Consider the following 25,805-nt stretch of genomic DNA (forward strand, 5'->3'; position numbering starts at 1 on the left):
AACATTCCATGCCGTCGAGACGGTATGAACATTACGTGACCTCTAAAAACAAAAAAAAATCTCGATCGAAAACATCGCGCAGGCCAACCAGCCGTCCGCGGAAATGGCGCGGCTGGTACGGCCTGATTGCGGGATCTTTGTGTGGTGCAGCCATTGCATTCGTTACCGTTTTGGTATTTCAAATTCGGTTCACAAATCCAGTGATTGAAAAGAAGACTGACTTAGAAACAGCGGTCGTCGCCCTCACGCCACCCGCTTCTGCAGTCGCAGCGGAACAACCGGTTCCCGTCGTTGCATTGGAGTCACCCGCTCGCGTTGTTGCTGTTGACGGACATCTTAACGCAACAATACACACATCAGTCGGTTCGGATGCTCCACAGAAAGTGCACGAACCACCCGCTCCTGTGGCTGTCAGAGAATCTTTAGTACCCCCGGCGCCGCCAAACATTAATCTCGACTATGAAATTGGTCCACCTCATACAGACGTGAACGAAGCTCTTCGCACCGCCGTTTACCAGGTTCCGGTACAGTCAAACATCATCCCAATCGCTGCGGCCGGCAAAGAAAACGGCGACACGCCTATTGTATTCAATTTCGAAAATGCACCCTGGAATCTGGTTCTGCGTCAGTTCTGTGAGCGCGCCGGGATGGCGATGGAAATGAAAGCGCAGCCTTCAACACTCTTCACATATCGTGATGACCAGCCGCATACGGTCAATGATGCACTGGACATTCTGAATGGTTTTTTGATTCGTGACGGATTCGTCCTGATGCGACATGGCCGTCTGATGCTGCTGGTTGCCACGGACAATATCCCGCTGCACTTGATCGATTCGCTGCCTGTCGAGGAACTGAACACACGTAGTCGGTTCGAACTTGTCTCGGTTGAGGTCAAAGTGAACGAAGTGCCTGTAGTAGAGATGGCTCAGCAGCTGCAACCCCTGCTCAGCCCGCTTGGCAAGATCGTGCCGCTCACTTCTGCTTACCGACTGGTCGTGACCGATCTGAGGGAGAAAGTGCAGGAGATACTGAAATTCACCACGATGACCAACAAAGAAAGTGCGGAAGTCACCAGTGAAGTTGTCCAGCTCCGCAATATCAAAGCCGAAGATGTTGTTCAGTCTTTGCAACAGACAATGGGCAGCAACGTGACCGTAGTGAAACCCGGTCAGTCGCCAGTGTCTCCGCGACGCACATCACCGGTTGTATCTGTGGTGGAAACCAATGCCCTGGTCATTAAAGGCCGGCCTATCGAACTGGCTCGAATCCGAAATGTCATCGCGGATCTGGATCGTTCGCCGGCGCAGGTTCATATCCAGGCTCTGCTGGTGGAAGTGGAACTCGCCGACACCGACGAATTTGGAGTGGAAGTCGGTATTCAGGATAGTCTGCTGTTCCGCCGAAGCATTGTGGATGATGTACTGACGATCACGGAGTCAACAGCAGATCCGGGCACAGGAATCATCACCACTACGGAAAATATCATTTCTCAGGTGACGAACCCGGGATTCAATTTCAACGGAGTGGTGCCCGGAAACAACACGGCCCAAAATCCCGGGCGTCTTGCCGGTCAGGCGCTGGCCAATCTGAGTGTGGGACGAACAAATCCGCTTGAGGGGCACGGTGGTCTGGTCCTGTCTGCCGGAAACGAATCACTCAGTATCCTTCTGCGTGCACTGGCAGCCAACCGGAAAGTCAATGTACTCAGTCGTCCGACGATTCGCACCGTCCACAATCGCCCCGCTTCGATTCAAATGGGAGCTCAGGTTCCTGTGGTCGACGGTGTGAGTGTTTCACCAAACGGAAGTGCCAATCCTGTTGTCCGGCAGGACAAGGCCGGCATTATCCTGGAGGTCACGCCAAAAATTTCAGACCGAGGTCTGATTTTCATGGAAGTACGGGCCGAAAAAAGTGAGTTCCGCAGTGGACCAGGTTCCGGGACACCCATATTCACTGACGCCAGTTCGGGCAACGTCATCGAAGCGCCTATTAAGGACGTGACTGAAGCGATCGCCACTGTGAATCTTTCTACAGGCCAGACAATTGTGCTGGGCGGTATGATCACATCGGGCAGAATTGAATCAAAAAGGAAAGTCCCTGTGCTGGGAGACATGCCGATCCTGGGCCCGCTGTTCCGTTATGAGTTCTTTGAAGAAAGACGTAAAGAGCTGCTGATTTTCCTCACACCGGAAATTGTTCACGACGACGCAGAATCATTTCGAATTTCGCACCGTGAACTCACCAGTTCTTCAATCGAGCTTACGGATCTCGATCTGTCTCCGGAAACACCTGAGGTTTCAGGTGGCCACACAAACATTCTGTACGAAGACGCCCAACCTCTTGCCCCCGAATTCAAACCCATGGGCAACTGGAACGTTCCTCGTCTGAATCCAACATTCCAGACTTCGAACCAGGCCGCACAGAAACCTCAATTACCCAGAACATTCATGGCGGAAGAGTTCCTGAACCGGCATCAGCCGGCAATACCCGTCACACCCGTGGAATCGAATCAACCCTATGGAGGCTTCAGTTCACCTGCAGTTCCTCATCCAGCTCACATTTCCGGTTCAGCAGGACTACAGGTTCCTCCTGTACCCGCGGTGACCGTCGAGTCCACACGTCCGTCTCAACATTCAATCCCGTTACCGATTCAATCTCCATAAACAGACAGTGATACCCAAACCACATCAGTCATCTTTTAGAACAACACCGTGTTAACCAGATTTTTCTCACCAGCACGTACAAGAAACCGGAACGGCATACATGCCGTTATCCGTTATGCCTTGATGGGAACGTGGCTGATCATTCATTCGCTTGGGTGCGGGTCAACAAGCTTCTTTTCAGCAAAGAACATCTTCAGCAGCAATGACAAGACATCAACAGACGTCCGCATCAGACGCATTCTGCCGCTTTGGAACATGACGAGTCAGCAGGATTCCAGCGGTCTTCAGACCCGTGGTTTCCTGGGAAAAATCATGTTCTTTCGTGCCGGCAGTGACCTGTCCCAACAAATTGACCAGGGAGTTCAGGTTTTGATCTCCGAACGCGACGGGGAAAACTGGCAACTCAAAAGAAAATTCATCATCACACCTGAAGCACTCAAACAAAAACAGAATTCAACAGCTCTTGGCGAGGTCTACGAACTGTTTGTTCCTCATGAAACACAGCCGGACGGGCTGTACGGCATCGTGGTGGAATATACAGCGACAGACGGAACAAAAATCGTCTCACCGGCAACCAGCATCCCCTAGAAGACACAGAACGACTGCTGCCTTCGATGCAACTGCAACATCTGACAATCCTGTGCCAGTATTTTTCGCACAACTAAGTTCACCTTTGACATACTGCAGTCCGAATGCCCGTGTGTCCGCAGTGGTGTTGTGCGCACTGATAATGCTGACAGAGATCTCGGTCACTAAAGCAGTTGACCCGGTGGTTCGTTACACGCAGGAAACAAGTTTTTCAATTCCTTTCAATGTCAGCACAGGTCAGACCGGCCGGCACCAGGCAGTCCTGTGGCAACGCGGGTCCAAAAACATCGAGTGGAAACTCGTCCAGGCGATTCCTGCCCGGATCGGAGCATTCGAAATCGATGCTCCGCAAAATGGCAGGTATCGTTTTGCGGTGACCACTTCAACACCCGCCTCAACACTGGTGCAGCCGGATTCGCAGGCAGGAGAACTGTTGGTCATTGTTGACAACCGACACCCGGCCGTTTCGTTGTCGATACGCAACGGGGCGTGGCGTTCCCCTCAACTTGAGTGCCTGATTGCAGAATCAAATCCTGATCTCGAATCGATAAAACTTCGGATGACACTGGCCGATACCAACAGTGTGATTGACATTCCCTGCCAGCCTCAACTAGTACGGCAACAGGAATCCGGGATCTGGCATTGCCACGTCCCCCTGCCGCGAATCGCATGTTCGGCCACCCTGACTTATGAGATCAAAGATCTGGCAGGAAACAAGACCGTCGAAGAGTTCATTTATACTCCGTCGACGAACACACCTGCCGTATCAGCTGAATCGGGTTCCAATACAACTTCACCGGATGCGGAGCAACCCGCGATTTCATTTGATTTGGCTTCCAGTGTGCTGTCAGGCTCCGATGAATCTGTGCTTAAAGATGGCTCACAACAGGGCTCCTCTCAAAGTGCCGTCAATAAACGGTTGGTTTCGTCCGGAATGAAAACCCGAACACTTGTATTATCCACAAATGACGGAACGGGATCAGCAAACGATCCTATTCCCGATGCTCTCTGGAAATCATTTGGGTCCTCTGAAACCCGAACTGGCAGTGCCACTGAAGTCAAACAGAACAACTTGTCTGTCCCCATGAGTACCGGTACTTCAGACACCCAAACAATCCGTACTCACAGTCTGGAATCTCAGTTCCAGGCCCGGTCAGCATCACTAAAACAGGCAACAAACGATGGACAGAGATTGTCTCAAAACCATCTGAAGCTGCCACGTCTGGTTCGTCCGGCGGTCCCGCGAGGCGAAACAAATGTGCCTGTACCACTTCATCCTCCCCTGCCACCACTCTCAGCGTTACCGGCAGGGTCTGCGGACAAACCCGGGGCTTCTGAGCGTGAACTGCTACTCCCTGATAACCCCACAACTCCCGCCGAGTTGATAAAACCGCAGTCAGTGCGTGAATCACCTAAGACTTCACAGAATGGTACTGCATCAGCAAAACGCCCCGTGATGCGCAGCTCCGAGGCACAGCAAAACCCGGCAAACAGAACAATCACGGAATTCGACATCCTGCTTCGGTCAGCCAGAAACAATGTCACAACGGGCCATCTGAATCAGGCACTCAGTCAGTACGACCGCTGTTTGGAACTGAATCCTCTGTCATCGGAAGCTGCTCGCGAACGTACATTGCTGCTGGCCCGGATTGAACCGGCGGCTGCAGTACCGCACCTGCGAAATCTGATCGCCAGATCTCCGTCGGACTACGACGCCGCCCACTTACTTTCCAGAATTTATATGGACCAGGGGCAGCATGAACAGTCACTGGTCGTGATCGACAATGCTCTCAAACACCGTGCTGACGACATCCGTCTGAGATCCCTGCGAGTACAGTCGCTGGTCGCTGCGGGAAGAATCCAGTCCGCCATGTCGGCACTTGACGAGCTGTCAATGGATGAATCAAATGAACAGCCAAACTACAGTAGTGCTTCATTTGTTCGCAGCCTGGTGACGCTTCAACGCATGAATGAAGCAATAACCGAGGCACGAACACTGTACGAGAACTCTCCGCTCAATTCTGAATACGGCTTCCTGCTGGCAGAATCCCTGGCAACCAATAATGAGGAACAGGAAGCCATTGGTATTGTGAGTTCGATGGACAGTGATGATCCTGATTTTTCATCCAGGGTACGGCAACTCATTCGACTTGCGATCGAGAAAAACCTGCTGGATCTGGCAGAACTCTCGCTGAACAAAGCCCGGGAAAATAGCTCTGACAACACTGACCTGACCGAGTTAGACGTCGCACTCAGTCTGGCCCGTCGAGATTACAGGGGTGCCGAACTACGGATCTCTACAGCGCCGGACCAGTGGAAAAATGACGATCTGCTCATGGCCCGAGCCAAAATCCAAATGGAACTTGGGCTTTACGCTGAAGCCGAAACAGTTTTGGGACAGTTGTCGAAGGAAGCCGAAAACTCTGTGGATGCCAGCCTGTTGAGGGCTGAGCTGTATTCCCGATTCCAGGCTTATGACCTCGCTGAAGAAGCGCTGGCCGGCGGACTGTCACAACACCCTGCGAACCGACGACTGCAAAACACAATGGCTCGCATGTATATCGCGGCCGGCAAACCGGATCTCGCTATCGGAATCACCGAGTCACTGTTCGAGACTGATCCACTGAATGCTGACGCATGGACTCTGTGGGCCGTTGCACACACGGAAAATAAATCCACAACGGAAGCTGAAATGCGTCTGGCAGCACAGGATCCCAACAGCATCCATTTTCAACTTCATAAAAAACTGCTGCAGGTCCTTTCGGCGTACTTCAAGGCAGATCAGCACAACTATCCTGGAGCCCTGACTGAATTCGAGCTGACGAATTTCCCCAATGACCCTACACGATATCCGGCCGAATTCGGATACGCGTACTACCAATGCCTGGTTACCTGTCGATCTCAGACAGACGCCCAGCAGTTCCTCATCAGGATCACTGATAACGTTCCGTATTCAATTAATTTAACACGGGCTGCGCAAAGGCAGAATGATTTTCTGCTGGCCAAACAAATACTGCTTAGCATCGCAGCAGAACAGTCAGGTGATCCGGGTGTACTCGATGCATTGGGACAGATTCTCATTCTGACTGATGGTCCGGCAGCAGAAGGTGTCTTTAACGACATTATTGCCATGCAGCCGACTTCAGTACCCGGTCGCCACGGACTGGCAATTGTCAAATGGCGCCAGCGTGAGTTCGAAACAGCGCTGATGTTACTTGACTCGCTCATCAGCGATTCCACCCATTACCGGCCGGGCCTGCGGGACCGCGCACGTCTGGTTGCTGACTGGAAGGGTGCCGTCGCAGCAATGCCGGAATACGACAAAGCCGAACAGGCCCTGCGCAATCCGATTTCCAGCTCGGCTGAGCGTGCTCTTCTGTCAGATTCCGAACTGCTTCGCAGTGAGCTGGGCTATCGCTCACTTGCTGTTGAAGAGCTGTTCGCCATTCGCCTGGAGAAGCAGGCCCGATTCCTGGCAGACTGGCGTCCTGACAATGCGACAGCCACACTGCGGCGGCTGCAACAAATCCGCCCACAGGACAGTATGGTCGCTTTCTTACTCGCAGAACAAAACCTGCGAATGGGTCGGTATCGTCAGGCAGAATTTTCACTACTGGACCTGTTAATTCAGGATCCGGAAAACCCACAGGTCCAGTCAGCGATTCGATATACCCAAAAGCAGCTGCAGCCCACGCTGAACGGCGAGTTTACGTTCTTCGATCAGTCCGGGAGGAACGGGCTTTCAGAACTCATGCGTCTACGTTTTGGATCGTCGTTTTCGAGGTCTATCGGCACAGGAAACAATATCCTGTCAGTCGGATATCGCCATATCCAGCTGAAACCACCTACGGACTACGATGGCCTGCAGCTGGTCGCCAATGCGACTCAGGCACTTGCCGGCGCAGAGGCAAACGTGGAAGCCGCTAACCAGGCATTTATCGGCCTCGTGCCGGGAACTCCGGCTTTTCAACAGGCAGTCGATGACGTTAACGCAGCCAGAGCAGCTCGGGACAATGCTGAAAACACTCTGGGGACCGCCAACGCGGCTCTGATAAAAGACACTCTCGGAAATGCTTTGCAAATGGGTCTGCATCTGGAACCCAACCAGAATTTAACGGTAGATTTTGATCTTGCCGCCGAATTCTATGATTCAGGCTTCTCAAGCCGTCCCGTTTTTCAATTACGCGCTGTTCAGCGAGTCATGGACGGTTTTGATGCCGGGTTTTCCACGTTCCTGGCAAACGTGGCAGAGAACTCTGAATCAATTCGTCAGGACATCTTTCGCTATGGTGCGGGCCCGGAATTCCGCTGGCAGGCAACTTCCAGATGGACGCTGCAAGGGCGTTCCCGAGTCATTGGTTATTCTGACGACAATCTACTGTATGAATTTGACCTCAACAATGAAGTCGTCCTCTACAGCGCTCCCCACAGCCTGACAGCAATTTTAAGATTTCACGGTGAACAGTTTTCCGAAGAGACAGTCCGAAACCCGGTACTCACCAATCTGGCAGGTACGATCCATCCTTATTTTGCCCCAAGTGATTTTGCATATTTCACAGGAGGTCTGCGCTGGAGACACCTGTTGTCGCGTCTGGCTTTGGGTGAAAACGAACTCAGTTATTCAGTACGGTGTCTGGCGCAGTGGGATAACCTGGGCGTACTGTACGGTATTGTCGGAGGCTCATTTGACTGGGATGCCACCAACAACCTCACACTGTCCCTAAACTTCGACAGTATTAACTCCAGTGAATACGATGCCGTCAGCGCATTGGGTGCGTTCATTTGGTATTTGCCCTGAGAAAGGGCGTAATCTGAGCTGTGGAATGCAGTTCAAATCTCCCGGTGTTCTCACTGTGACTGGTAAGGAAACCGTCAGCCCCCGACGGTATACACGAAACCACAACCTGGGATTTCTGCTCTCAAATTATGAACGGAACCCGTCATAACGGGAGGTCTGCAGGTTGTTGTGAGTCAGTTTCAAAACCTGCAGTCAATGGTGACGCCTTACTCATACCAGCAGTACTCAGCCCTTCACCCCCTAGAACCCGCGAGAGTTCTTCCTGAGTCGTATGTCCTTTGGCAATTGCTGACTGTCCAACATCCCATAATGTCTGCATTCCAACAGCACGTGCGTGACTGCCGATTTCATGTGATGACGCTCGCCGATTGCATAACGTGCGAATCGGGTCATCAGCGACCAGCAGTTCCATAATTGGCATCCGACCTGTGTATCCCTTGTTTCTGCATTCATTGCACCCTGCCGACTCATACTGATTTCCGGCTTGATTCGGCAGGGCCGCATCAGCAGTTTGTTTTCTGCAGTACACACAGAGTGTGCGAACCAGTCGCTGAGCGGCTGCAGCCACGACCGTGCTTGAAACCAAATAAGGTTCTACGCCCATATCGATCAGGCGTGTAAATGCACCAGACGCATTATTGGTATGCAGTGAAGCAAGAACCAGATGACCGGTTAATGCCGCTTCAATTGCATGGCGCGCTGTTACCTGATCACGAATTTCGCCCAGCAGAATGATATCAGGATCATGTCTCAGAATGCTTCGCAGGCCTGTTGCAAAGGTGAGTCCAGTTGCCTCATTAACCTGTATCTGATGGACACCCGGCAGTGAATATTCTACAGGATCTTCGATCGTGATAATCTTGGCTTCCGGTTTGTTTGCTCTCAGTTCCGCCAGAACATGATAAAGAGTTGTGGTTTTTCCGCTTCCAGTCGGACCGGTCACCAAAAAAATTCCGTGAGCCTGCGAAACCACATCGCGCCACTGGCCAATCTGTGATTCAGAAATCTGCAACTGGTCAAGGCCCCACTTTTGGCGTCCCTGACGCAGCAGCCTCAACACAACACTTTCACCGTACATCATGGGAATTGTAGACAGCCGTACGTCGATATGTTCTGTCGGTGTGGTGAATTTGAAACGACCATCCTGCGGCAGTCGTCTCTCCGCGACGTTTAACCTTCCCATGATTTTCAATCTGCTGACAATAGCCGGCTGCAGTCGCATCACATCAGTGGGCATCGTCTGGTCCAGCAGTAACCCGTCAATTCGATAACGCACCCCAAATCCAAGTTCCGCGGGTTCAATGTGCAGATCACTGGCTCCGGAAGAAGCGGCGTCCTGCAGCATTTCATTGACAAGTGCAACAACAGACGACTCTTCGGCCAGCGCAGACGCATCCAGATCATCGCTGCTCACCGTATCGGCGAAGCGTTCATCGAACTCCGAATTGTCCATCAAATCATTTAATGCTCCGCCGGCGAGTCCAATTGCCCCCTTAAGAACATCACGGATCTGCTGCCCCGTGGCAATTGCTAAAGTAACTGCCTGACCGGAAGCGTGTTCCAGATCGGCCACCAGATCACAGTCAAACGGATCGGTAACGGCAACGGTCAACACTCCGTCAACGTCAGCAACAGGCACGACCTGCCGACGGAACAGGATATTGACGGGAATCGCTTCGATAACACCGATATCGATATCCAGTGCATCCAGGTCGTACAGAGGCAGAGCAAGGATGCGACTGATTACCTGAAGCACCTTATGTTCCGACAACCCGGGACACTCACTTATTTTCTGCAGCCATTCTTCGGGTGACAGTGATTCCAGGAAACGAATTTCCTCGTCACGGAAACCGATTACTGACAGGTCATCCCTTGGGAGTGTTTGGAGATACATTGGCAATGGCACACAATTACAAAGTGTAAGCTTTTACCGGCTCAATCCCGGGGCTCCTGACCGGTGCCGGATGGTTCATCCGCGCCGGTTTTACGATTCAATCACATAGATCTGGTCGTTTGAACCTGCTCCCCGACACCCCGATGTGGATCGGAATTGCTGTTTGAACCATAGCTCGGAATACAAAGCGTGGACGATTTCTTTTCGGGAGACCTCAATGGTCGCCAATGTGCATCGCGGCTGAGCTCTGCACATGACGTCCGGTTGTGTTGTAATGAACCTGTCTTTTATGCCGAACACGGTTGTGAGATACGCGAAAAGACCCACTGATACTCCACCAAACCAGACGCAGGAACCGACTGCGAACCCAAGACCAGATTCAGATATTTTCCTCCGGTACGCCGTTACCGCTTCGTTCGAATCACACGATCTGTTTCCCGACAGACTGCTATTTATTCAGAGTCCGCAGTGCCTGGTTGCTGGCTTCGATATCGCCAAGCTGAGCCGTCAGTTCCGCATACAGGAGTAAAAGATCACGACGCGTATCACTCAGATCAACGTTCAGTTCTTTCAGGAGCACGACAGCATTCTGAACATCATCCGACTGCACGTAGCAATAAACCACGTTTTCTTTGAGACGTGATCTTTCCGGAGACAGCGGAGCCCTTCCCATTCGCCGACTGATCTGCTGCAGGTAACTTGTATTGTCCGCCTGTGACTTTGCTGAATCAGAGTTCAAAAAACAGGATGTCAGACAGACCAGCGACTCCAGTTCACAGGAATCAACAGAAAGCTCACGGCGAAAATAGTCGACGGCTCCTGCAGTATCACCTGTCAGTGCAATCTGGCGAACATAACGTTCCTGTGCTTCATGTCGATTGGGAACCGAACCGGACAGATACTGCTGATACAAAGCTGCCGCTTCCACATGCCTCTTAAACCCGGCACTGATCTCCGCCAGTCGCCACAGAGCAGTCGGCGGCATTTCCAGCGAATCAAATCTCACCAACAATTCATCCAGTTCCTCACTGGTCCGCACAAAATCATCACCGGTTACCAGAAGCTGGAGCCGCAACAGACGGTGTGACAGTGACAGATCCGAGGTCCGAACAGGAAGAATGTCCCTCGCTTTTTCAAATTGTCCGTGGAGCAGCAGGACACCGGCATACTCGTACAGCGTTTCTGTATCAAACGGGCGAAGCCGTGCTGCCCGTTCAAAATAAATCACAGCCAGATCAGGGCGCTGAGCTCCAACACTGCTTCTGGCCGCAGCCAGATTTGCATCAACCAGCAACGTTGTTTTTCTCTCGTTAGCGTCTGCAATTCCGTCGAACCTGACGCCTTTGTATTCTGAATTTGCGAGAGCAACACGAGCAACAGCCGCCTGCTCATTTTCTACCTTCAGAATCACAGTCTGAAAACAGTCAATTGCCTGCTGATATTTCTGCAGACCGTGCAGTGCCAGTCCGCAGTTGAACTCAACCCAAACGTCCGCCTTCCTGAATTCCGGATACAGATCCGTCAACTGCAGTACAGTGCTGTAAGCCTGTCGCCGCAGCAGAAGTGAGGTCGTGGTATTCACCAGCTCAGCTGTCAAAGGTTCCTTCGAATCAACAATTCTGTTGTAACTCTGTGATCCAAGCCAAAGCTCATCCGACGTCAGATCATCGAGTCGTGAAACAGCAAACAGAATGGCCCGACAATCTTCGTTGGTCGTCGTGGAAGGATCCAGTCGGGTAACAACACTGAGCTCACGCAACCCGCGACGCCAGTCATTGTTCCAGATCTGTGTTCGGGCAACGAGGCATCGGGTCTTCAAAGCTCTCCGGGAATCTGTATCGAGTTCGACCGACAATTGCAGATCAACAAGTCCTTCTTCGAACATTCCGTTACAGATGGCCGCCACACCTGACAGCCGCCGAAATTCAGATTCGTTGGGAAAGAGCTGACATGCTTCCGCGCCTTCAGCCTGAACTTCCGCCCACTTCAGAGATTTGGCCAGGATTCCACACTTAAGGCGATAATAATCCGCTGTTTTATCTGCAGCGGGAGTGTCCATGAGTAACTGCAGTGCCTGTTCGGAATAGCCTTTCTGCAGAGCAAGACCGGCCGCTTCCAGCCGAACTTCAGAATCCACACCGACGGAATGCCTGTCGAGTTCGACAAGCTCATCAAAAAGTTTGCTGAACTCCGGTGACGCCACCATCGCTGCAGTACATCGAATTTTCAGCATCTGGCGATCGGCGATCGACCAACCTGTACCGTTTTCGACGGTATCTGCTTTGTCCAGCAGCGCCATTGCTTTCTCAAACCGCCCGTCCTGATAACACAGATTCGCGGTCTGAAGGATGAGATCCATATTTTCAGGAAATCGTGTAATAGCCGCCTCAAGCTCGCGAAGAACGAACCCTGGGTCCGATTCCGTCCACTCATCTACGAAAGCCCAAAGAAGTCGTTCGTTGGCTGAAAACGGCTGATAACTGTCCTTAACCAGTTTACGAATGTGTTCCTGAGTCGTGCTGCCATGTTTCTGACCGAAATGCAAAGACTCCAGAAGCAGACTGGAACGAAGGAGTGTTGACTCATCCACACTCAGACAAAGTTCGACACAGGTTTCCGGGTCCTCACACTTCAGACAACAGTCGGCCATCTGCAGTGTTTCCAGGGATGTTAGTCGCTGCGGATTTAGTCTTCGATAAGCTGTCAGTGCATCGGAATAGTGACCACCCCAGTAAAGACCGTTTGCAGCAAATAACAGCACGCCATCCTGTGCCGCAAACCTGGCAATCAGTTCATTGCAGGCATCCTGTGTACCGGCCCAGCCGTCAGCTGCTGCCAGTGCATAAATCTGAAGAATTTTCGCCTCAAGCTGTCTGTCCGCCGAAAAAGATCCAGGAACAGTCATCATGTCCGATGCAATGTCAGCGACATCAGAATTGATCGCATATCCAATGCATTCAAGGCGCTGTGTCGAGGTCAGTCTGTGATCGCTGCTCAATCGTTCCAGTATGCGGGCAATCGCGTCAAGCCTGTCGCACGCCACAGCTCTTCTTAACGTTTCCAGCAGAAGTGGTGTCGACGGATCAGCCTGAATTTCCACACGATTCAGACATACCTTGAGGAGATCATCCGCAGAATGTGTCTGACCGAGACCTTCGGCATAACGCAAAAAATAACCGTCGTTATTCGGAAACTGTTCACAAAGCCGTTCGGTAACCTGTATGGACTCTGCCACGCAGCCGTTGGCGTTGAGCACATTCACCAGCCGCGAGGCCATCAGCTCATCACGCATCTCTCCATCGAGAAACCGGGATGTCAGTTCACGAAGTTGGTCTGCAGTCTGGTCCGGTGAAACCAGTCCCTGCTCCAGCATCGTCAGCGATATATGAGGCCGGTGAAACGTATAGATCATTCCAAACGTGGTGAGCAGACCAGTCATACAAATGACACTAATGGTCTGTACAAACCTTTTTGTTATCCGAAACGGAGCTTTGTTCTGTGCTCTGTCGACCAGAACAGCAACGGTGTCTTTCTGCGTGGTTTCCGCAAGTATACTTCGTCCCTGTTCTTCAAATTTGTCAAATGTGATCGTGTGTCGGTCTCCCGATGTTCTGCTTTGACCGCTTCCTGCGACAGCTCCCAGCGGAGTATCGATTTCAAATTTAACACTGCCGTCAGACACATCTGATTCGTCTACAGTGATTTTCCACTTGTCCGCAACAGTACACACTCCAAGGGATCTGGTATCACTGATGTCTCCGGTGTGAGACATTTCCTGACTGATCACGGAAATCGGAAGTGGTAAAGAGCCATCGCTGCTGGCTGACCCCGATTTGGATTCAGGATTCAGACGTTCGTAGACGTCGTGAACAACTTTGCCGACTCCAACCTGCCATAATTCACAGATGTCCTGTTCGGAAAGCTTTTCAAAACGAATACCGATCTCGTACTCGGTCCGGGCCAGACGATGAGGAATCGATTTATCCCTGCGGCGACAGACAGTCCCCTGAAAGTGTGACACTCTTCCATCGTGATGAAGGTCAATTTCCACTTTCGCGTTCACCGGAACAGGTTCGTACGATCGTACACCCATCCCGTTTTCGTTGATGTCTGTGCAGACACCCAGAACACCTGCTGTGGTATCAGAGTCTTCCGTACACACTATAATTTCAGCAGGCATCCGCGCGTTTTCGTGACGCGTTGAAAATCTTTTTTCACCCGGGGACAGCGCTCGCCGAAGGTACATCACAGCAACCCCGCCGTGCAGAACAGTCAGGACGCCCCCGATTAGAAATGTATGTAAAGACTGCGGAACTCCAATCAGCAATCGGCCCAGGCCCACAACCAGGGCAAGCACGCTGAACGAAAGCAGAATAACCTGTGGCAGAATCGCGCCCAGTATTTTGTTCGACTGCCGGCCACGTTTTTTCGTCACAACAAAGTTAGTATTCCTGCGTTTGATTGCCCGCCAGGTGGCCTGAATCTGCACCCAAAAACAGGCCATGCCGCTGAATTCATTTCCGATCAGTGAAAAACACCCGCGGCCCGAGGCATACAAAGCTGTCCAGGCCAGCGTCAGGTGCAGCGCCAACAGCATAAAATACGTCGCCGTAACGTGACCGATGGGGCTAATCCCCGTCAGCATCATCAAAATCGGCGTGGCGTATATGATTAGCCGGGGAATTCCGCTCGTCCATCCCAGCATACTGCCAAGGTAATGCAAACGTTGCGACAGCGTCAGCCCGGGCATTGTGAGTGGATTGTCGCATTTGACAATGGACATGTTGCCTTCACCCCAGCGAAGTCGCTGAGACTGAAAGGTTGTTACATCCGGCGCGGCCTGGCCGGCCACCAGTCGTTCGTCACAAAACACGGATCTCCAGCCTCGTGCGTGAAGACGCAGACCGGTGTGCATGTCTTCTGTGATTGTTTCAGTTGCGATGCGCCCGACATCTTCCAGCGCTTCCCGTCGAAACATCGCGGCACTCCCGCAGAAAACCACGGCATTGTCGTTGTGTTTTCCAAGCTGAATGCACTTGTAAAAAAGATTGCCCTCTTCCCAGTAATAGCGTTTCTTCAGATCATAAAAGCTCGAGAAATTGAAGAAATTGTAGAATGCATGTGGCGTCTGCACATAGGCCACACGGGGATCTTCAAAGTATCCGACGGTACGACTGATAAAGTTGCTGCGGGCGACATGATCGGCATCAAAAATGATGACAAATTCGCCGTCCGTCTGTTCCAGCGCATTATTAATGTTCCCCGCCTTGGCGTGTAGATTGTCTTCCCTCGTGATGTAATTCACGCCCATCGACTCGGCCAGTAAACGGACTTCCTCTCGATTTCCGTCATCCAGCACATGAATCCTGCACGGATAGTCGAATTTCAGGTAAGACTGAATACTGCCACGAAGCAGCGGAACATCTTCGTTGTAGGTCGCAAGGAAGACGTCCACAGTCTTCCCGGAAAGAACCGCTGGCGCAGGTGCGGGTTCCGTGTTGCGAATCTGATAAAAATACAGCAGCATCAGCATGATGCCGTGTGCTTCCCCCACGAGTAACAGAACAGAAACACAGACCGCGTAATAGCCATCCATGTTCATCGTGTACAGCAGTCGATACACGAGATACACGATGCTCGCTACGCTGCTCAGCAGGAGAGAAATACTCTTTGTTTTGGAATCACTCATGATGTGCAGGTGTGTCTGACTTACTTTGGATAGATTTCCAACTCGTTTGAGTTGCCCGCAGATTTCGAGCGTCCAGCTCACCATAAACAGTTGTCACCGGGGCTACTGAGATACCAAAACATTCCTGGCCGCACCGAGTGACCTGAAGGTCCCGAATCGTGGTTCGCCCGCACGAATGCAGTTTTCCGTTCTCCGGAATACATCCGAGTGGAACTTAGTTCATGTGCAGGATGGCACTTTGCAACTCTCACATTTTCAGGCGTTCACACCCTGCCGGTCAGTCATTCATCCGGATGACCGGATCCACCGCTACAAGCTGCCCAGTGGAGGCCAGGCAGGTTCGTGTCAGGCGGCCCTCCACACACCAGCCTGGCCGACACGCGCCCGAGTTCACAGGTTTGAAAGATTGTGTTCAATAAAACGTACGATTCGACGGTACCGGGTGACACCCGTGTGTCACACCATGTTGACATAACGACACATTCGTTGACGTAACGCAATCCGGAGAACATTGCAGTAGTCAGCACAGACACACTTCACGGACCTGTCTCACAGAAAATCATGCAGGTTTTCGTGACAGTATTACGCAGGCAAATACTGCGAATACCCCACACCCGCCATAACTTCACCGCGAAGTCCGATAAGTGGCATCCATTTTGCGTCGTGAGTTCGTCATATGCCGGCCGTTTTCGAACGTCACTTTCGGGTGCCACAGTTCAATGACAACCTACATTTTCAATGCTCTCGATGCCACAGGACAGAGGCATGAAGGAACAATGGAAGGCGTTTCTCGCAGGATTATTGTCCGTCAACTCCTTAAAAAAGAACTGCATCCCACCCTTATCGAAGAGACAGTGACGTCCGATCCCGGAACGAAATCCGTTCGCCAGTCAGCCGTGTCTTCGATGTATGGCCGACTTGGTGAATTGCTGGATACCGGAGTTCCACTGGCACAGGCGCTAAAACTGGTAGCAGACATCACCACAAACGAAAGTCTGCAGCACGTGATGCGCACACTGCACCGTGACGTCAATGATGGTATTGACCTGGCAACCGCCGCTGCACGCCAGCCCAAAGTTTTCTCCCCCGTGGCCGTTGCTGTTTTGCGTGCCAGTATGGCCGGAGGATTCACCGCAGCCGCTTTGAAACAACTTGAGGCCAGCATGCAGAAGTCAATTGAAATGCGTAATCGTCTGATCGGAGCAATGCTTTATCCGGCATTTCTGGTGGTCTCAGGCGTCGTCATGCTGCTTGCATTATTTCTGTTCTTCATTCCTCGTTTTGAAACCATGTTCGCTTCACTGAAAGATGCAGATCAACTTCCGGTTATTACGACCGTGATGATGTCAACACACGAATTCATCGAAGCTCACCTGATGTCACTCGTCACGGGTTTCGCGGCATTATTTTTTATGGTGGTGACCATGCTGAGCAGACCGGCGTGCCGTTTGGCGGGACTCCGGTTCCTGATGCAAATCCCGAAGCTCGGTGAATTCATTGCGATTATTTCACTTTCACGGTTTTCACAACTTATTTCGACACTCCTGAAAAACGGAGTTACCTTAGACAAGGCACTGCAACTCTGCGTCAACGCCACTAACAATATTCTGCTGAGAGAATTAGTCCGAGATGCAGCCGGTCGGGTGTCTGAGGGAGAAACTTTGAGTTCACGGTTCCGTAATGTCCCCTGGGTTCCTCTCGAATTCAGTGAACTTCTGGTCGTAGGTGAACGAACTAACAGACTTTCAGAAACACTGAGTGATGTGTCGGCACTTTATGAAACACGAATCTCCAACATAGTGAAGTCCGCATTAACGCTTGTTGAACCCGTACTGCTGGTGTGCATCGGACTCACCGTTTCAGCGATGGTATTTGCTGTGGTGCTGCCGATTCTTCGGGCTTCCAGTCTCGTGTGACTCGTTACGCTGATTCTGCCGGTTGAATCATAAACAACGGGTCAACTAAGCGAAGGAACAACGTACCATGAACAAATCACACCGACCTGCTGTCATGTGTTGCCTGACAGACAACTCACGCCGGGGCCGTCAACTTTCAGGAATCAGCCGGCCTCTTCGAGGCTTCACCCTGCTTGAGATCCTGCTGGTCCTGGCAATCCTTGGTGCCATTGCTTCTGTGATCGTTCCGGATTTGCTCAGCCGACAGAACAAAGCCAACCGGGACACCGCAATGCTGACACTCCAGTCCGCGGAACAGGCACTAAAAATGTACCTGATTGACCATCAGGGACGGTGGCCTGATTCCAAGTCGGGACTTGACGTACTGGTTGAAGAACCACCGAATGACCCACGATGGTTCGGTCCATACCTCACCGCTGAGCCGGTTGATCCGTGGGGACAGAAACTACTGGTCCGGGCGTCGAGACGAAAGGAGGGGCAGTTTACATTTTATTCTGTCGGCCCCGACGGCCGCGAAGGTACAGACGATGATGTGGTCATTCCTGACACTTACAGCCAAAGTAATTCATGAAAGATCTGAATCGTGACACAGCGCACACTCACTCATCAGCAGCAAACCCGCGCTGGGTTTACTTTTCTGGAACTGATGGTTGTATTGACTCTGCTGACCGGAGTCATCGGTGTTGCCACCCCTGCGATGATCCAGTGGATGAATGCCAGAAGTATCCGCAACACTGCGGAATCTGTTGCCGGAACGCTGCTGCAAACCTCTTCTGATGCCATGTGGACCGGATTACCGCATGCCTTTGAATATTCGCCGGAACTCAATTCCTATCGGTCAGTGACCGTTAATGAAAAACCACAATCTTCCCCGACCGGACAGCCCCTGGATGAAAACCGTAACTGGAAATCTTTACCGGACTCGCTGAGTCTGAGCCGCATGAATCGTCAGGACAACTCACCTCCGTATTTCAAAATCATCTTTGATGTCAACGGGCACAGTGACTGTTTGGGCCTGAATATTATTGGCCCCGGCATACATCAGGGGATTCACATTGATCCCGTATCCGGACTTCCGTCTCTGACCACAGAATAAACTGACTGAAGTGGTAAGTTATGTTCTGCCGCCGACATTTCTGCAAAGTTCAACGCAGCCGCAGAGGCGCCCTGGTGGCCGAAACAGTCATGGCGATCGCTGTTCTGATGGCCGTTGCCGTCCCGGCGGGTGTGCTGGTTGACAGTGCAATTGAAGCGGCTGGCCGCGCACGTCGCAACGTTGTTGCCGCCCGTGCTGCAGAGCAACTGATCAATCAGGTCGCCAGTACGGATTTCATGGCAGACAACGGGGGTCTGCCTCAGTCGAACCACGGTCTTCATGCGGCGCACCCTGCCTACAACTGGACAAGAACCGTCGAACACGACAACCAGAGTGGCGGCGTCATTGTGAAGGTAGAGATCACATTCTTCGATCGGTCTCAGCCTGATGTCAGTATGTCTCGCGTACTGGCCGTTTTTGATGAACAGTCTCGACGGAACAGTGACGAACGGCAGCACGGCCTTCTGCGAAGGTCAGATCAATGAACAAAACACAGAAACCGGGCAGCTACTCAATCCTGTCTCGTTCACAATACCTGAAGAAACCAGCAGTCAAACGAACCGGGTTTACGTTTGTTGAGTTGATGATCAGCCTGAGTCTGCTTGCGGTATTCGCTATGATCATCAATCAGATGCTGATGAATGTTGGAAGGATCTCGTGGGACAGTAATCATGAACTTCTGGCCTTCAGAACAACATCAGTCGTCACAGATCACCTCCGTACCAGAATGAATACCACGTTCTCCTGTGTTGGGCTGCAGACAGTCCTCAGCCGTTTGGACACCGCTTCTTCGGACAGTCCGTCTGTGCCTGACAACGAAACAGCCGGTCTGTCAGAAAACACCCGTAACCCTCGCCAAAACACCGTACTTACATCCCAGCAAAACGTTACGAACGGTCCTGACACCGGCCAACCCGTGATCTGTGCCCTGATCGGTACAAAAAAACAACTGTTTCTGTCGGATCAGATTCGTGACGGTGTGGCCACCCGGGGAACCTTTTACGGTGGTCCAAAACAGCAACTGACCCGTTTGCTGGGCAAAGCGGGAATCATTGTGCTGCACGCCGAGCAGCAAATTGATTGTTTCGCCACGATGTCAGCCGAATCACCGGTATCAGCCGGAGACATCCGCGGCGAACAGGTCATCATGCTGAGCGATTTTCCAATCAGCATAGATTTCCGATATCAGACCGAAGGAATGTGGGTATCAGAGTTCAATTCACTCGTCAGCGATCGTCTGCCTTCTGCGGTTGAGATCACAGTTCGTATGTGGCCAAATACGCCAAAGGAATATGAGAGCGTGAGTGTTTACAGCCCGCGGACTTTTTTTGACTGTGAAACGGCCACTACCCGGCAACAGCAACAACGGTCTTCAGGTTTCGGAAGTCGTTAAAACCGACAGACCGTGTCTCCCTATTAATTTCAAATGACTGTAGACAGTCGTTCCGCATCTGCACCGAAACTGAAACCAAACCCAACACCTATACAGCCGGTAAAAATGTGACAACGTTTCCTGTGCAATATTCAGACAGGCGGTCAACATGCGTAAACTAAACTTCAGCTCAACTCTCAGGGCCGGCCTGAAGCGTCAGGGCGTGATTCTGGTCACGGCAATGATTCTCCTGACAGTGGTTGCGTTTTCCGCGTTCCAGCTGGCGTCATGGGCCAACAACAGTTTAAAGATTGCAATAGCGATCAGACAGCAGATTGATCTGCGGGTTGCCATGCATTCGGGTGTCAGTCAGATGTGCCTGCGTCTGCGTCAGGGAATGATTTTTCCCGGACAGACAGATAACGAGGCCGTATCGACCTGTCAGGTCCGGACCGGAACTGTCCACGACCCCGTTACAGTGTCTGCCTGCAGACCCGTCTCGGACGACAGTAACGAAATACGTGTAAATGGCTTTACCGATGAAAGTGCAAAACTGGACGTGAACTGGGCTGCAGGACTGGAAGCACAGGCAGGCAGAACACTTTTGATGCATGTCCCGGGAATGACAATTCAGGCTGCTGACAGCATTCTGGACTGGATTGACAGTGACCACACTCCCCGACAGTTCGGTGCAGAGAGAAATTACTATGTTTCGCAGCACAGTCGAAGTCTGCCGCCAAACACAGGAATCAGCGATCTAAAAGAACTGCTGGCTGTTCGCCAAGTCAGCTTCGATCAGCTGTTTGGAACGCCGGTGACTGAGCGGAGTCTGGCAGGACCGGACTCCGCCAGTTCCCTCCAGCTGCGCAAAACACAGTCTTCGTACCAGCAGACGGCTCGGCCTATTCAGCCGTGGAACAATTTTCTGACCGTATTTGCTGCGGAAGAAGATGCGACCCGCACACAGCGTATCCCGCTGAACTCAGACGATTTGAAAATGGTTTATGAGTCCGTCAAAGAAGAACTGGGAAAAGAGGCAGCGCAATACATTGTCGCTGTCCGGTTGTTTGGAATTAAACAGAGACAGTCCCAAAGCTCTGCCCGGTCGCAGGTGCAGAATGTTCGAACACGTATCGAAGAGCAGCTGGGCATGCAAGATCCTTCTGATGACAGAAAGCAGTCCGACCCTGAACTAAAAACACTGGGCGGCTTCGATGCCTCCGGCGGACCACGCTGGAGCGTGGACAGTTTTTATGACCTGATTGGCACCTTTGTCATACCAACAACCGGAAACCGAAGACATAAAGTACTTCGCAGTCCCTGGCAGGGTGACAATAAAACAGGCGCCGAACTGGTGGTAAAAATTTCCGAAGTTTTGTCACTTGCAGGAGAACAACCAAGACGGGGACGACTGAACATTAATGAAGCCCCTGAAGAACTGCTGAGAAGTCTGCCTGATATCACAGACACTCACATCAAAAAGCTGTTGTCTTCCCGGAACCAGCGAGTTCGCAACATACAGCCTGCTCAGTGCCGTACTACAGAATGGCTGCTGACAGAAAACGTTGCCAACATTGATTTAGTCAGAAAATGGGGGCCGTATATTACGGGATGCGGAGATGTCATGACGGCCGACATTTTTTCAGCCTCCGATTCCGGCAACGGACCGGTTCTCACCTGCCGGTTGTCCCTGAGCGCAGCAAGTGAACCACCAAGAGTCCTCTATGCAGACTCAGCACGTCTGGTCCCGGCCAATGTCCGTACAATGTTACCCTGAACAGTCCATGTTTTTGCGAATTCATTGCAAAAACATATGACCTGAGACGTTTTGTGAGGCATGGTTCAACCAGAACAGGTCCGTAATACCCTTCTGTAAAGGTCGTTTCAGCCTGTGCCGAAGGAAATCATCCGACCATGCGCCAGATAACTGAACGATTAAGGATGCTTGCCAGACTGCAGCCGACCGCTGCCGTCCCGCCAGTGGAATCCGGCTGGATTCGTCCCGTTCCCAGCGGTCCTCTGCTGCTGATCAGAATCTGCTCCGACTGCTGTGTGATTTACGAAATTGCGGGTAAAGGCAGAAATCTAAACTGTCGCCACCGGACCATTGTACAGCAGTCGAATGTGTCAGAAGGTGACCAGCTGCCTTCCGCCGCAGAGATGCGCGCCGCACTGAAACGGTCAGGAATCAAAACACGCAACGCCGTCTGGATCCTGCCGGAAGCATCGGTACGACACTCGGCTTTCGTACTGCCGGCATCTACAGACACGGAAGAATACGCAACAGCGGAACTGGTTGCCGACGAAAAATTCGGTGACGGCATTCCAGATCTCCAGATGATCGTACACAAAGTATCTGCGGAATCTGTGGAACCTGCGTTGTACAGTGCCCACGTGATGTCGGGAGAATTGCTGGAAGACATTCATGAACTTTCGGACACACTGAAGCTGAAATGTCGCGGTATTTTTGCAGCAGAAATCCCGACCATCCTGCATGCTGAAACCCTGAAGACAAAGTCAGCCGTCACATGCGTACTTTCGTTTCAGAACGAAACATTCTGGATCTCTGTTTTTCTCGGCAACAGTCTGATAGCGGCTCACTCACGCGTTATTTCGGCCGACAGTCCGGACAAAGATAAAGATCAGCTGGTTGCCGGAGAAATCCGGCGAACTGTCCTGGCCACACGAAAATACAGTCCGTCCTCCGTTGAGGTTGGTTTTGTCGTGGTCAGTGAGTCCGCACTTTCGGATGAACTTCTTCAGGTGATGGAAGAAGATTTTCACGGAACCGTAGATTTGTTCGCGCCGAGTGAATGCCCGATCCCGGTATTACCGGGTTCACAGGATACTCCCCATTCATCTTCAGCAGCAGAACAGCGATGGCTGCACGATGTCTGCTGCAGCATTCGCAGCAGAACAGGCCAAGAACTGAACTTTATTGGCAAATACAAATATCGGCGCCCTCTCACAACGCGGCAGAAGATTACTGTCACCGGACTGGTGATTTGTCTGGCGGTCATCTGCTGGAGTCCGTTCCGCAATACCGAAGACAACACTTATCTCATCCATCAGCTCACTGCCATCCAGTCTGAGCAGACAAAACTGGAAGAGCATCTCAGCAGGATCATGAACTCCGGCAACACGGCTGAACAGTGGCAGCAGTGGTATGATGCCAACACCTCCAGTGTCCATCTGCTGTCAGACATCACCGGTATTTTTTTAGCCGATCGGTCCATTCGGGTGGAGCAGATCGACTGGTCTCTCGCCCCGACTCCGGAACTATTCCGCACCGTGATCGTGACAGGAACAGCACGGAATGCGGACAACGTCCTGGCCATTAACACAGAGATTAAGGTCGTACCAAATCTCGTGCTCGAAGACTGTCAGCTGGAATCAATGCGGGAAAACGAAAAATACGATGTCCGGTTCACTATGTATCTGCAGTGGCACCCGCAGAAATCACCGCAGATACAACAGGATATCTATGCGAAGGAAACCGACAGCAATATTCAAGCAGCCCCGGTACTTGGAATGGCAGACCAGACAAAGGTACCGCGGTCATGAACAGCAACAGAAAAAAAATACTGGTGATTATCATTGCCGCCGGATTTATCTGCACACGACTGGGCGAACTGAGACCAGTCGGTCAGGAAACCGGACCGGCTGTTACACCGCAGTCAGTTCTGGACGCCCAGTCACTCCTGTTACGCACTCGAAGGCAGCTGACAAAAACTGAACGTCGGATTGCTGACATTACATTATCACTTCAAAATGCACTTCCATCCGATCCGGTCGACGCGGGATTACTCCTGAGAAAACGAGTCTGTGACCTTTCTGAAGAAGCAGGACTTGACTCACCACAATTCCTCACAGAACCCACGATCGAAAGTATTGCGGAATCCGAACTGCTGACGCTGTCCTTCGAGTTCTCCGTCGAAGGCTCTCTCAAATCCTGCCTTCACTTTCTGGAGTTAACGGAGTCGATCCCGGAAGTGACTTCGATTGCGTTTGCGAGATTGTCGGCGCTTTCCCGTCAGCAGGGAGACCCGCTCAAACTTCAGCTGCGTCTGGAATCGATCGTGAGTGAGTTCTCGAACGAAGAATCACTACTCAGCAGTTACGAAACCACCCTGAGAAACCTTCCCGTCAACAAATATCATCATCAGCTGGAACAGCTGATGATGCCGGAGTCTCGTCCTCCGGTCGTTGTCCGCAGGCCCGCCTCTCCACCGAAAACTGCAAAGCGCAATCCACCACCACGAAAGAACGTCCCGCCGCCACCGCCTCGTGCCCCGGCCTTTATTCTGGTCGGAACGATGAAAGAAAAACATTCGGGACACGCAGTTTTCTACGACACGACAAATCGCAAAAGCATTGTTGTCAGACAGGGAGAAAAATTCCAGGAGCAGAATTTCGAAGCCAAGATGCTGCTCGTCAAACATCAGAGCGTTTTCCTGAAAATGCGAGGTGGAACTAAGGAGCTCCATTTATCTGAGTCACTGCAGACAATCCCTCAGAAATTCTGGCTGCCCAAATAGCAGTACTGCGAAATATGTCTGGCCGTCACCAGGCTTGAGTTCTGTGAAACACAAGTTGGTTTCTGATGCCCGCTCCCCACACACGAATCTGTGACCAACCTCTGTGCCACCGGTGGTGAATCAGTATGAACAGCAAACTTATTGTTGCCGTGGCCGGCGGAATCGTGCTGTGTGTACCCGTCATCCCACGTGGAGAAATGACCACGATAACGGCTGCGGACACCGAAGATGTATTCCAGACTGCTCGACGTCTCGGGCGAGGAATCAATCTGGGTAACATGCTGGAAGCTCCGAATGAAGGAGACTGGGGAGTGCGTTTCGACGACTCTTTCCCTTCACTGATTCGTGACGTCGGTTTTGATCATGTCCGTATCCCGATCCGCTGGTCTGCCCATTTGGTCGACCCCCAGGCTACATCCATCCGGCCTGCATTCCTGCGGCGAGTTCGTGAGGTCGTCGATCAATGCCTGGCTCACGATTTGCGAGTCGTATTAAACGTCCATCACTTTAATGAAATTCATGAAGATCCCGCAGGCCAGACAAAGACACTGCAAAACATTTGGACGTGCATCGCTCGCGAATTTTTTGGGTATCCAAATCAACTCTATTTCGAACTGCTCAACGAACCGCATGGAAAGCTGACCACTCAACAGTGGAATCAGATGTTCCCTCAAATTCTCCAACAGATTCGCCAGCGTCATCCGACCCGCTGTGTGATTGTGGGACCCGGCGAGTGGAACTCGCACCGCGAACTCCCGCAACTCAGGCTGCCAGTCGAAGATCGGTTGCTGATCGCAACCTGTCACTATTATCACCCCTTTGAATTTACTCATCAGGGTGCTGAGTGGCTTGAGGCATCTCCCCCTCCGGTGGGACGCCGCTTTCCGGCCAGCAGACAGGAACCCGCTTACATTGCGGAAGACTTCGAAAATATTGCCAGGTGGTCGCGCCGACATCAACGCCCCGTTTACATCGGCGAGTTCGGAAGTTATTCCAAAGCACCGATGCACGACCGTGTCCGCTGGACAGAACTTATTTCCCGACAGGCCCAAAAGCACTCCTTCAGCTGGGCCTACTGGGAATTCTGTTCCGGATTCGGTGTGTACGATCGGAAAAACAGAAGCTGGAAACACGAGCTGCTGCAAAAGCTGATGCTGAATTCAAACTAATTGCCGAAGTTGGACTGAGTGTCGGTCCGGGGATCTTTTAAACACCGAACGCTGCAACACATGCAACATGTCATTTGATTCT

14 protein-coding genes are annotated in these 25,805 nt (G+C 51.9%); 12 read left to right on the top strand and 2 right to left on the bottom strand.

Annotated features, from left to right (window positions below; genetic code table 11):
* Nucleotides 1-35: 35 nt before the first annotated feature.
* The 3 genes from MK110_09755 (at nucleotide 36) to MK110_09765 (ending at nucleotide 8,049) form a co-directional block, all read left to right on the top strand.
* A complete protein-coding gene (locus MK110_09755; GenBank protein MCH2211576.1) occupies nucleotides 36-2,663 on the top strand; it encodes a hypothetical protein in 2,628 nt (875 codons plus the stop codon).
* A 123-nt stretch (nucleotides 2,664-2,786) separates the two neighbouring features.
* Complete coding sequence (locus MK110_09760; GenBank protein MCH2211577.1) at nucleotides 2,787-3,251, top strand: hypothetical protein; 465 nt, start codon at nucleotides 2,787-2,789, stop codon at nucleotides 3,249-3,251.
* 142 nt (nucleotides 3,252-3,393) lie between these two features.
* On the top strand, nucleotides 3,394-8,049 hold the full coding sequence (locus tag MK110_09765) for a tetratricopeptide repeat protein (GenBank protein MCH2211578.1): 4,656 nt from the start codon (nucleotides 3,394-3,396) through the stop codon (nucleotides 8,047-8,049).
* Nucleotides 8,050-8,191: 142 nt separating this feature from the next.
* On the opposite strand, the gene MK110_09770 is transcribed toward MK110_09765, so the two are convergent.
* Together MK110_09770 and MK110_09775 are read right to left on the bottom strand one after the other, a co-directional pair.
* A complete protein-coding gene (locus MK110_09770; protein ID MCH2211579.1) occupies nucleotides 8,192-9,943 on the bottom strand; it encodes a GspE/PulE family protein in 1,752 nt (583 codons plus the stop codon).
* A 448-nt stretch (nucleotides 9,944-10,391) separates the two neighbouring features.
* A complete protein-coding gene (locus MK110_09775; protein MCH2211580.1) occupies nucleotides 10,392-15,632 on the bottom strand; it encodes a glycosyltransferase in 5,241 nt (1,746 codons plus the stop codon).
* 719 nt (nucleotides 15,633-16,351) lie between these two features.
* Here MK110_09775 and MK110_09780 point away from each other — a divergent pair.
* The 9 genes from MK110_09780 to MK110_09820 all read left to right on the top strand — a co-directional run bounded on the left by MK110_09780 (nucleotide 16,352) and on the right by MK110_09820 (nucleotide 25,723).
* The gene (locus MK110_09780; GenBank protein ID MCH2211581.1) at nucleotides 16,352-17,548 is read left to right on the top strand and encodes a type II secretion system F family protein; all 1,197 of its coding nucleotides are present in this window, start codon (nucleotides 16,352-16,354) and stop codon (nucleotides 17,546-17,548) included.
* A gap of 67 nt (nucleotides 17,549-17,615) precedes the next feature.
* Nucleotides 17,616-18,119, top strand: a complete 504-nt coding sequence (gene gspG, locus MK110_09785; protein ID MCH2211582.1) for a type II secretion system major pseudopilin GspG — start codon at nucleotides 17,616-17,618, stop codon at nucleotides 18,117-18,119.
* 12 nt (nucleotides 18,120-18,131) lie between these two features.
* Nucleotides 18,132-18,644, top strand: coding sequence for a prepilin-type N-terminal cleavage/methylation domain-containing protein (locus MK110_09790; GenBank protein MCH2211583.1), 513 nt, complete (start codon nucleotides 18,132-18,134; stop codon nucleotides 18,642-18,644).
* Nucleotides 18,645-18,664: 20 nt separating this feature from the next.
* Nucleotides 18,665-19,129 (top strand): hypothetical protein, encoded by a 465-nt coding sequence (locus tag MK110_09795; protein MCH2211584.1) that lies wholly within the window; start codon nucleotides 18,665-18,667, stop codon nucleotides 19,127-19,129.
* The gene (locus tag MK110_09800; protein MCH2211585.1) at nucleotides 19,126-20,037 is read left to right on the top strand and encodes a prepilin-type N-terminal cleavage/methylation domain-containing protein; all 912 of its coding nucleotides are present in this window, start codon (nucleotides 19,126-19,128) and stop codon (nucleotides 20,035-20,037) included. The genes MK110_09795 and MK110_09800 overlap by 4 nt, the downstream gene beginning before the upstream one ends.
* A gap of 148 nt (nucleotides 20,038-20,185) precedes the next feature.
* Nucleotides 20,186-21,793, top strand: a complete 1,608-nt coding sequence (locus tag MK110_09805) for a general secretion pathway protein GspK (GenBank protein ID MCH2211586.1) — start codon at nucleotides 20,186-20,188, stop codon at nucleotides 21,791-21,793.
* A 137-nt stretch (nucleotides 21,794-21,930) separates the two neighbouring features.
* Nucleotides 21,931-23,580 carry a hypothetical protein gene (locus MK110_09810; GenBank protein MCH2211587.1) on the top strand — a complete coding sequence of 550 codons (1,650 nt, stop codon included), beginning with the start codon at nucleotides 21,931-21,933 and terminating at the stop codon, nucleotides 23,578-23,580.
* The gene (locus MK110_09815) at nucleotides 23,577-24,554 is read left to right on the top strand and encodes a hypothetical protein (GenBank protein ID MCH2211588.1); all 978 of its coding nucleotides are present in this window, start codon (nucleotides 23,577-23,579) and stop codon (nucleotides 24,552-24,554) included. The genes MK110_09810 and MK110_09815 overlap by 4 nt, the downstream gene beginning before the upstream one ends.
* Before the next feature lie 125 nt (nucleotides 24,555-24,679).
* The gene (locus MK110_09820) at nucleotides 24,680-25,723 is read left to right on the top strand and encodes a glycoside hydrolase family 5 protein (protein MCH2211589.1); all 1,044 of its coding nucleotides are present in this window, start codon (nucleotides 24,680-24,682) and stop codon (nucleotides 25,721-25,723) included.
* The last annotated feature ends 82 nt before the right edge of the window (nucleotides 25,724-25,805 follow it).

Source organism: Fuerstiella sp. (genome assembly GCA_022447225.1).
Classification (GTDB): Bacteria; Planctomycetota; Planctomycetia; order Planctomycetales; family Planctomycetaceae; genus S139-18.

Bases quoted from the DNA above. Each gene is read 5' to 3' on its own strand.
- MK110_09770 (MCH2211579.1), bottom strand. From the start codon at position 9,943: ATGTATCTCCAAACACTCCCAAGGGATGACCTGTCAGTAATCGGTTTC.
- MK110_09800 (MCH2211585.1), top strand. From the start codon at position 19,126: ATGAACAAAACACAGAAACCGGGCAGCTACTCAATCCTGTCTCGTTCA.
- MK110_09765 (MCH2211578.1), top strand. From the start codon at position 3,394: ATGCTGACAGAGATCTCGGTCACTAAAGCAGTTGACCCGGTGGTTCGT.
- MK110_09820 (MCH2211589.1), top strand. From the start codon at position 24,680: ATGAACAGCAAACTTATTGTTGCCGTGGCCGGCGGAATCGTGCTGTGT.
- MK110_09810 (MCH2211587.1), top strand. From the start codon at position 21,931: ATGCGCCAGATAACTGAACGATTAAGGATGCTTGCCAGACTGCAGCCG.
- MK110_09795 (MCH2211584.1), top strand. From the start codon at position 18,665: ATGTTCTGCCGCCGACATTTCTGCAAAGTTCAACGCAGCCGCAGAGGC.
- MK110_09760 (MCH2211577.1), top strand. From the start codon at position 2,787: ATGGGAACGTGGCTGATCATTCATTCGCTTGGGTGCGGGTCAACAAGC.
- gspG (MCH2211582.1), top strand. From the start codon at position 17,616: ATGAACAAATCACACCGACCTGCTGTCATGTGTTGCCTGACAGACAAC.
- MK110_09815 (MCH2211588.1), top strand. From the start codon at position 23,577: ATGAACAGCAACAGAAAAAAAATACTGGTGATTATCATTGCCGCCGGA.
- MK110_09780 (MCH2211581.1), top strand. From the start codon at position 16,352: ATGACAACCTACATTTTCAATGCTCTCGATGCCACAGGACAGAGGCAT.
- MK110_09805 (MCH2211586.1), top strand. From the start codon at position 20,186: ATGCGTAAACTAAACTTCAGCTCAACTCTCAGGGCCGGCCTGAAGCGT.
- MK110_09775 (MCH2211580.1), bottom strand. From the start codon at position 15,632: ATGAGTGATTCCAAAACAAAGAGTATTTCTCTCCTGCTGAGCAGCGTA.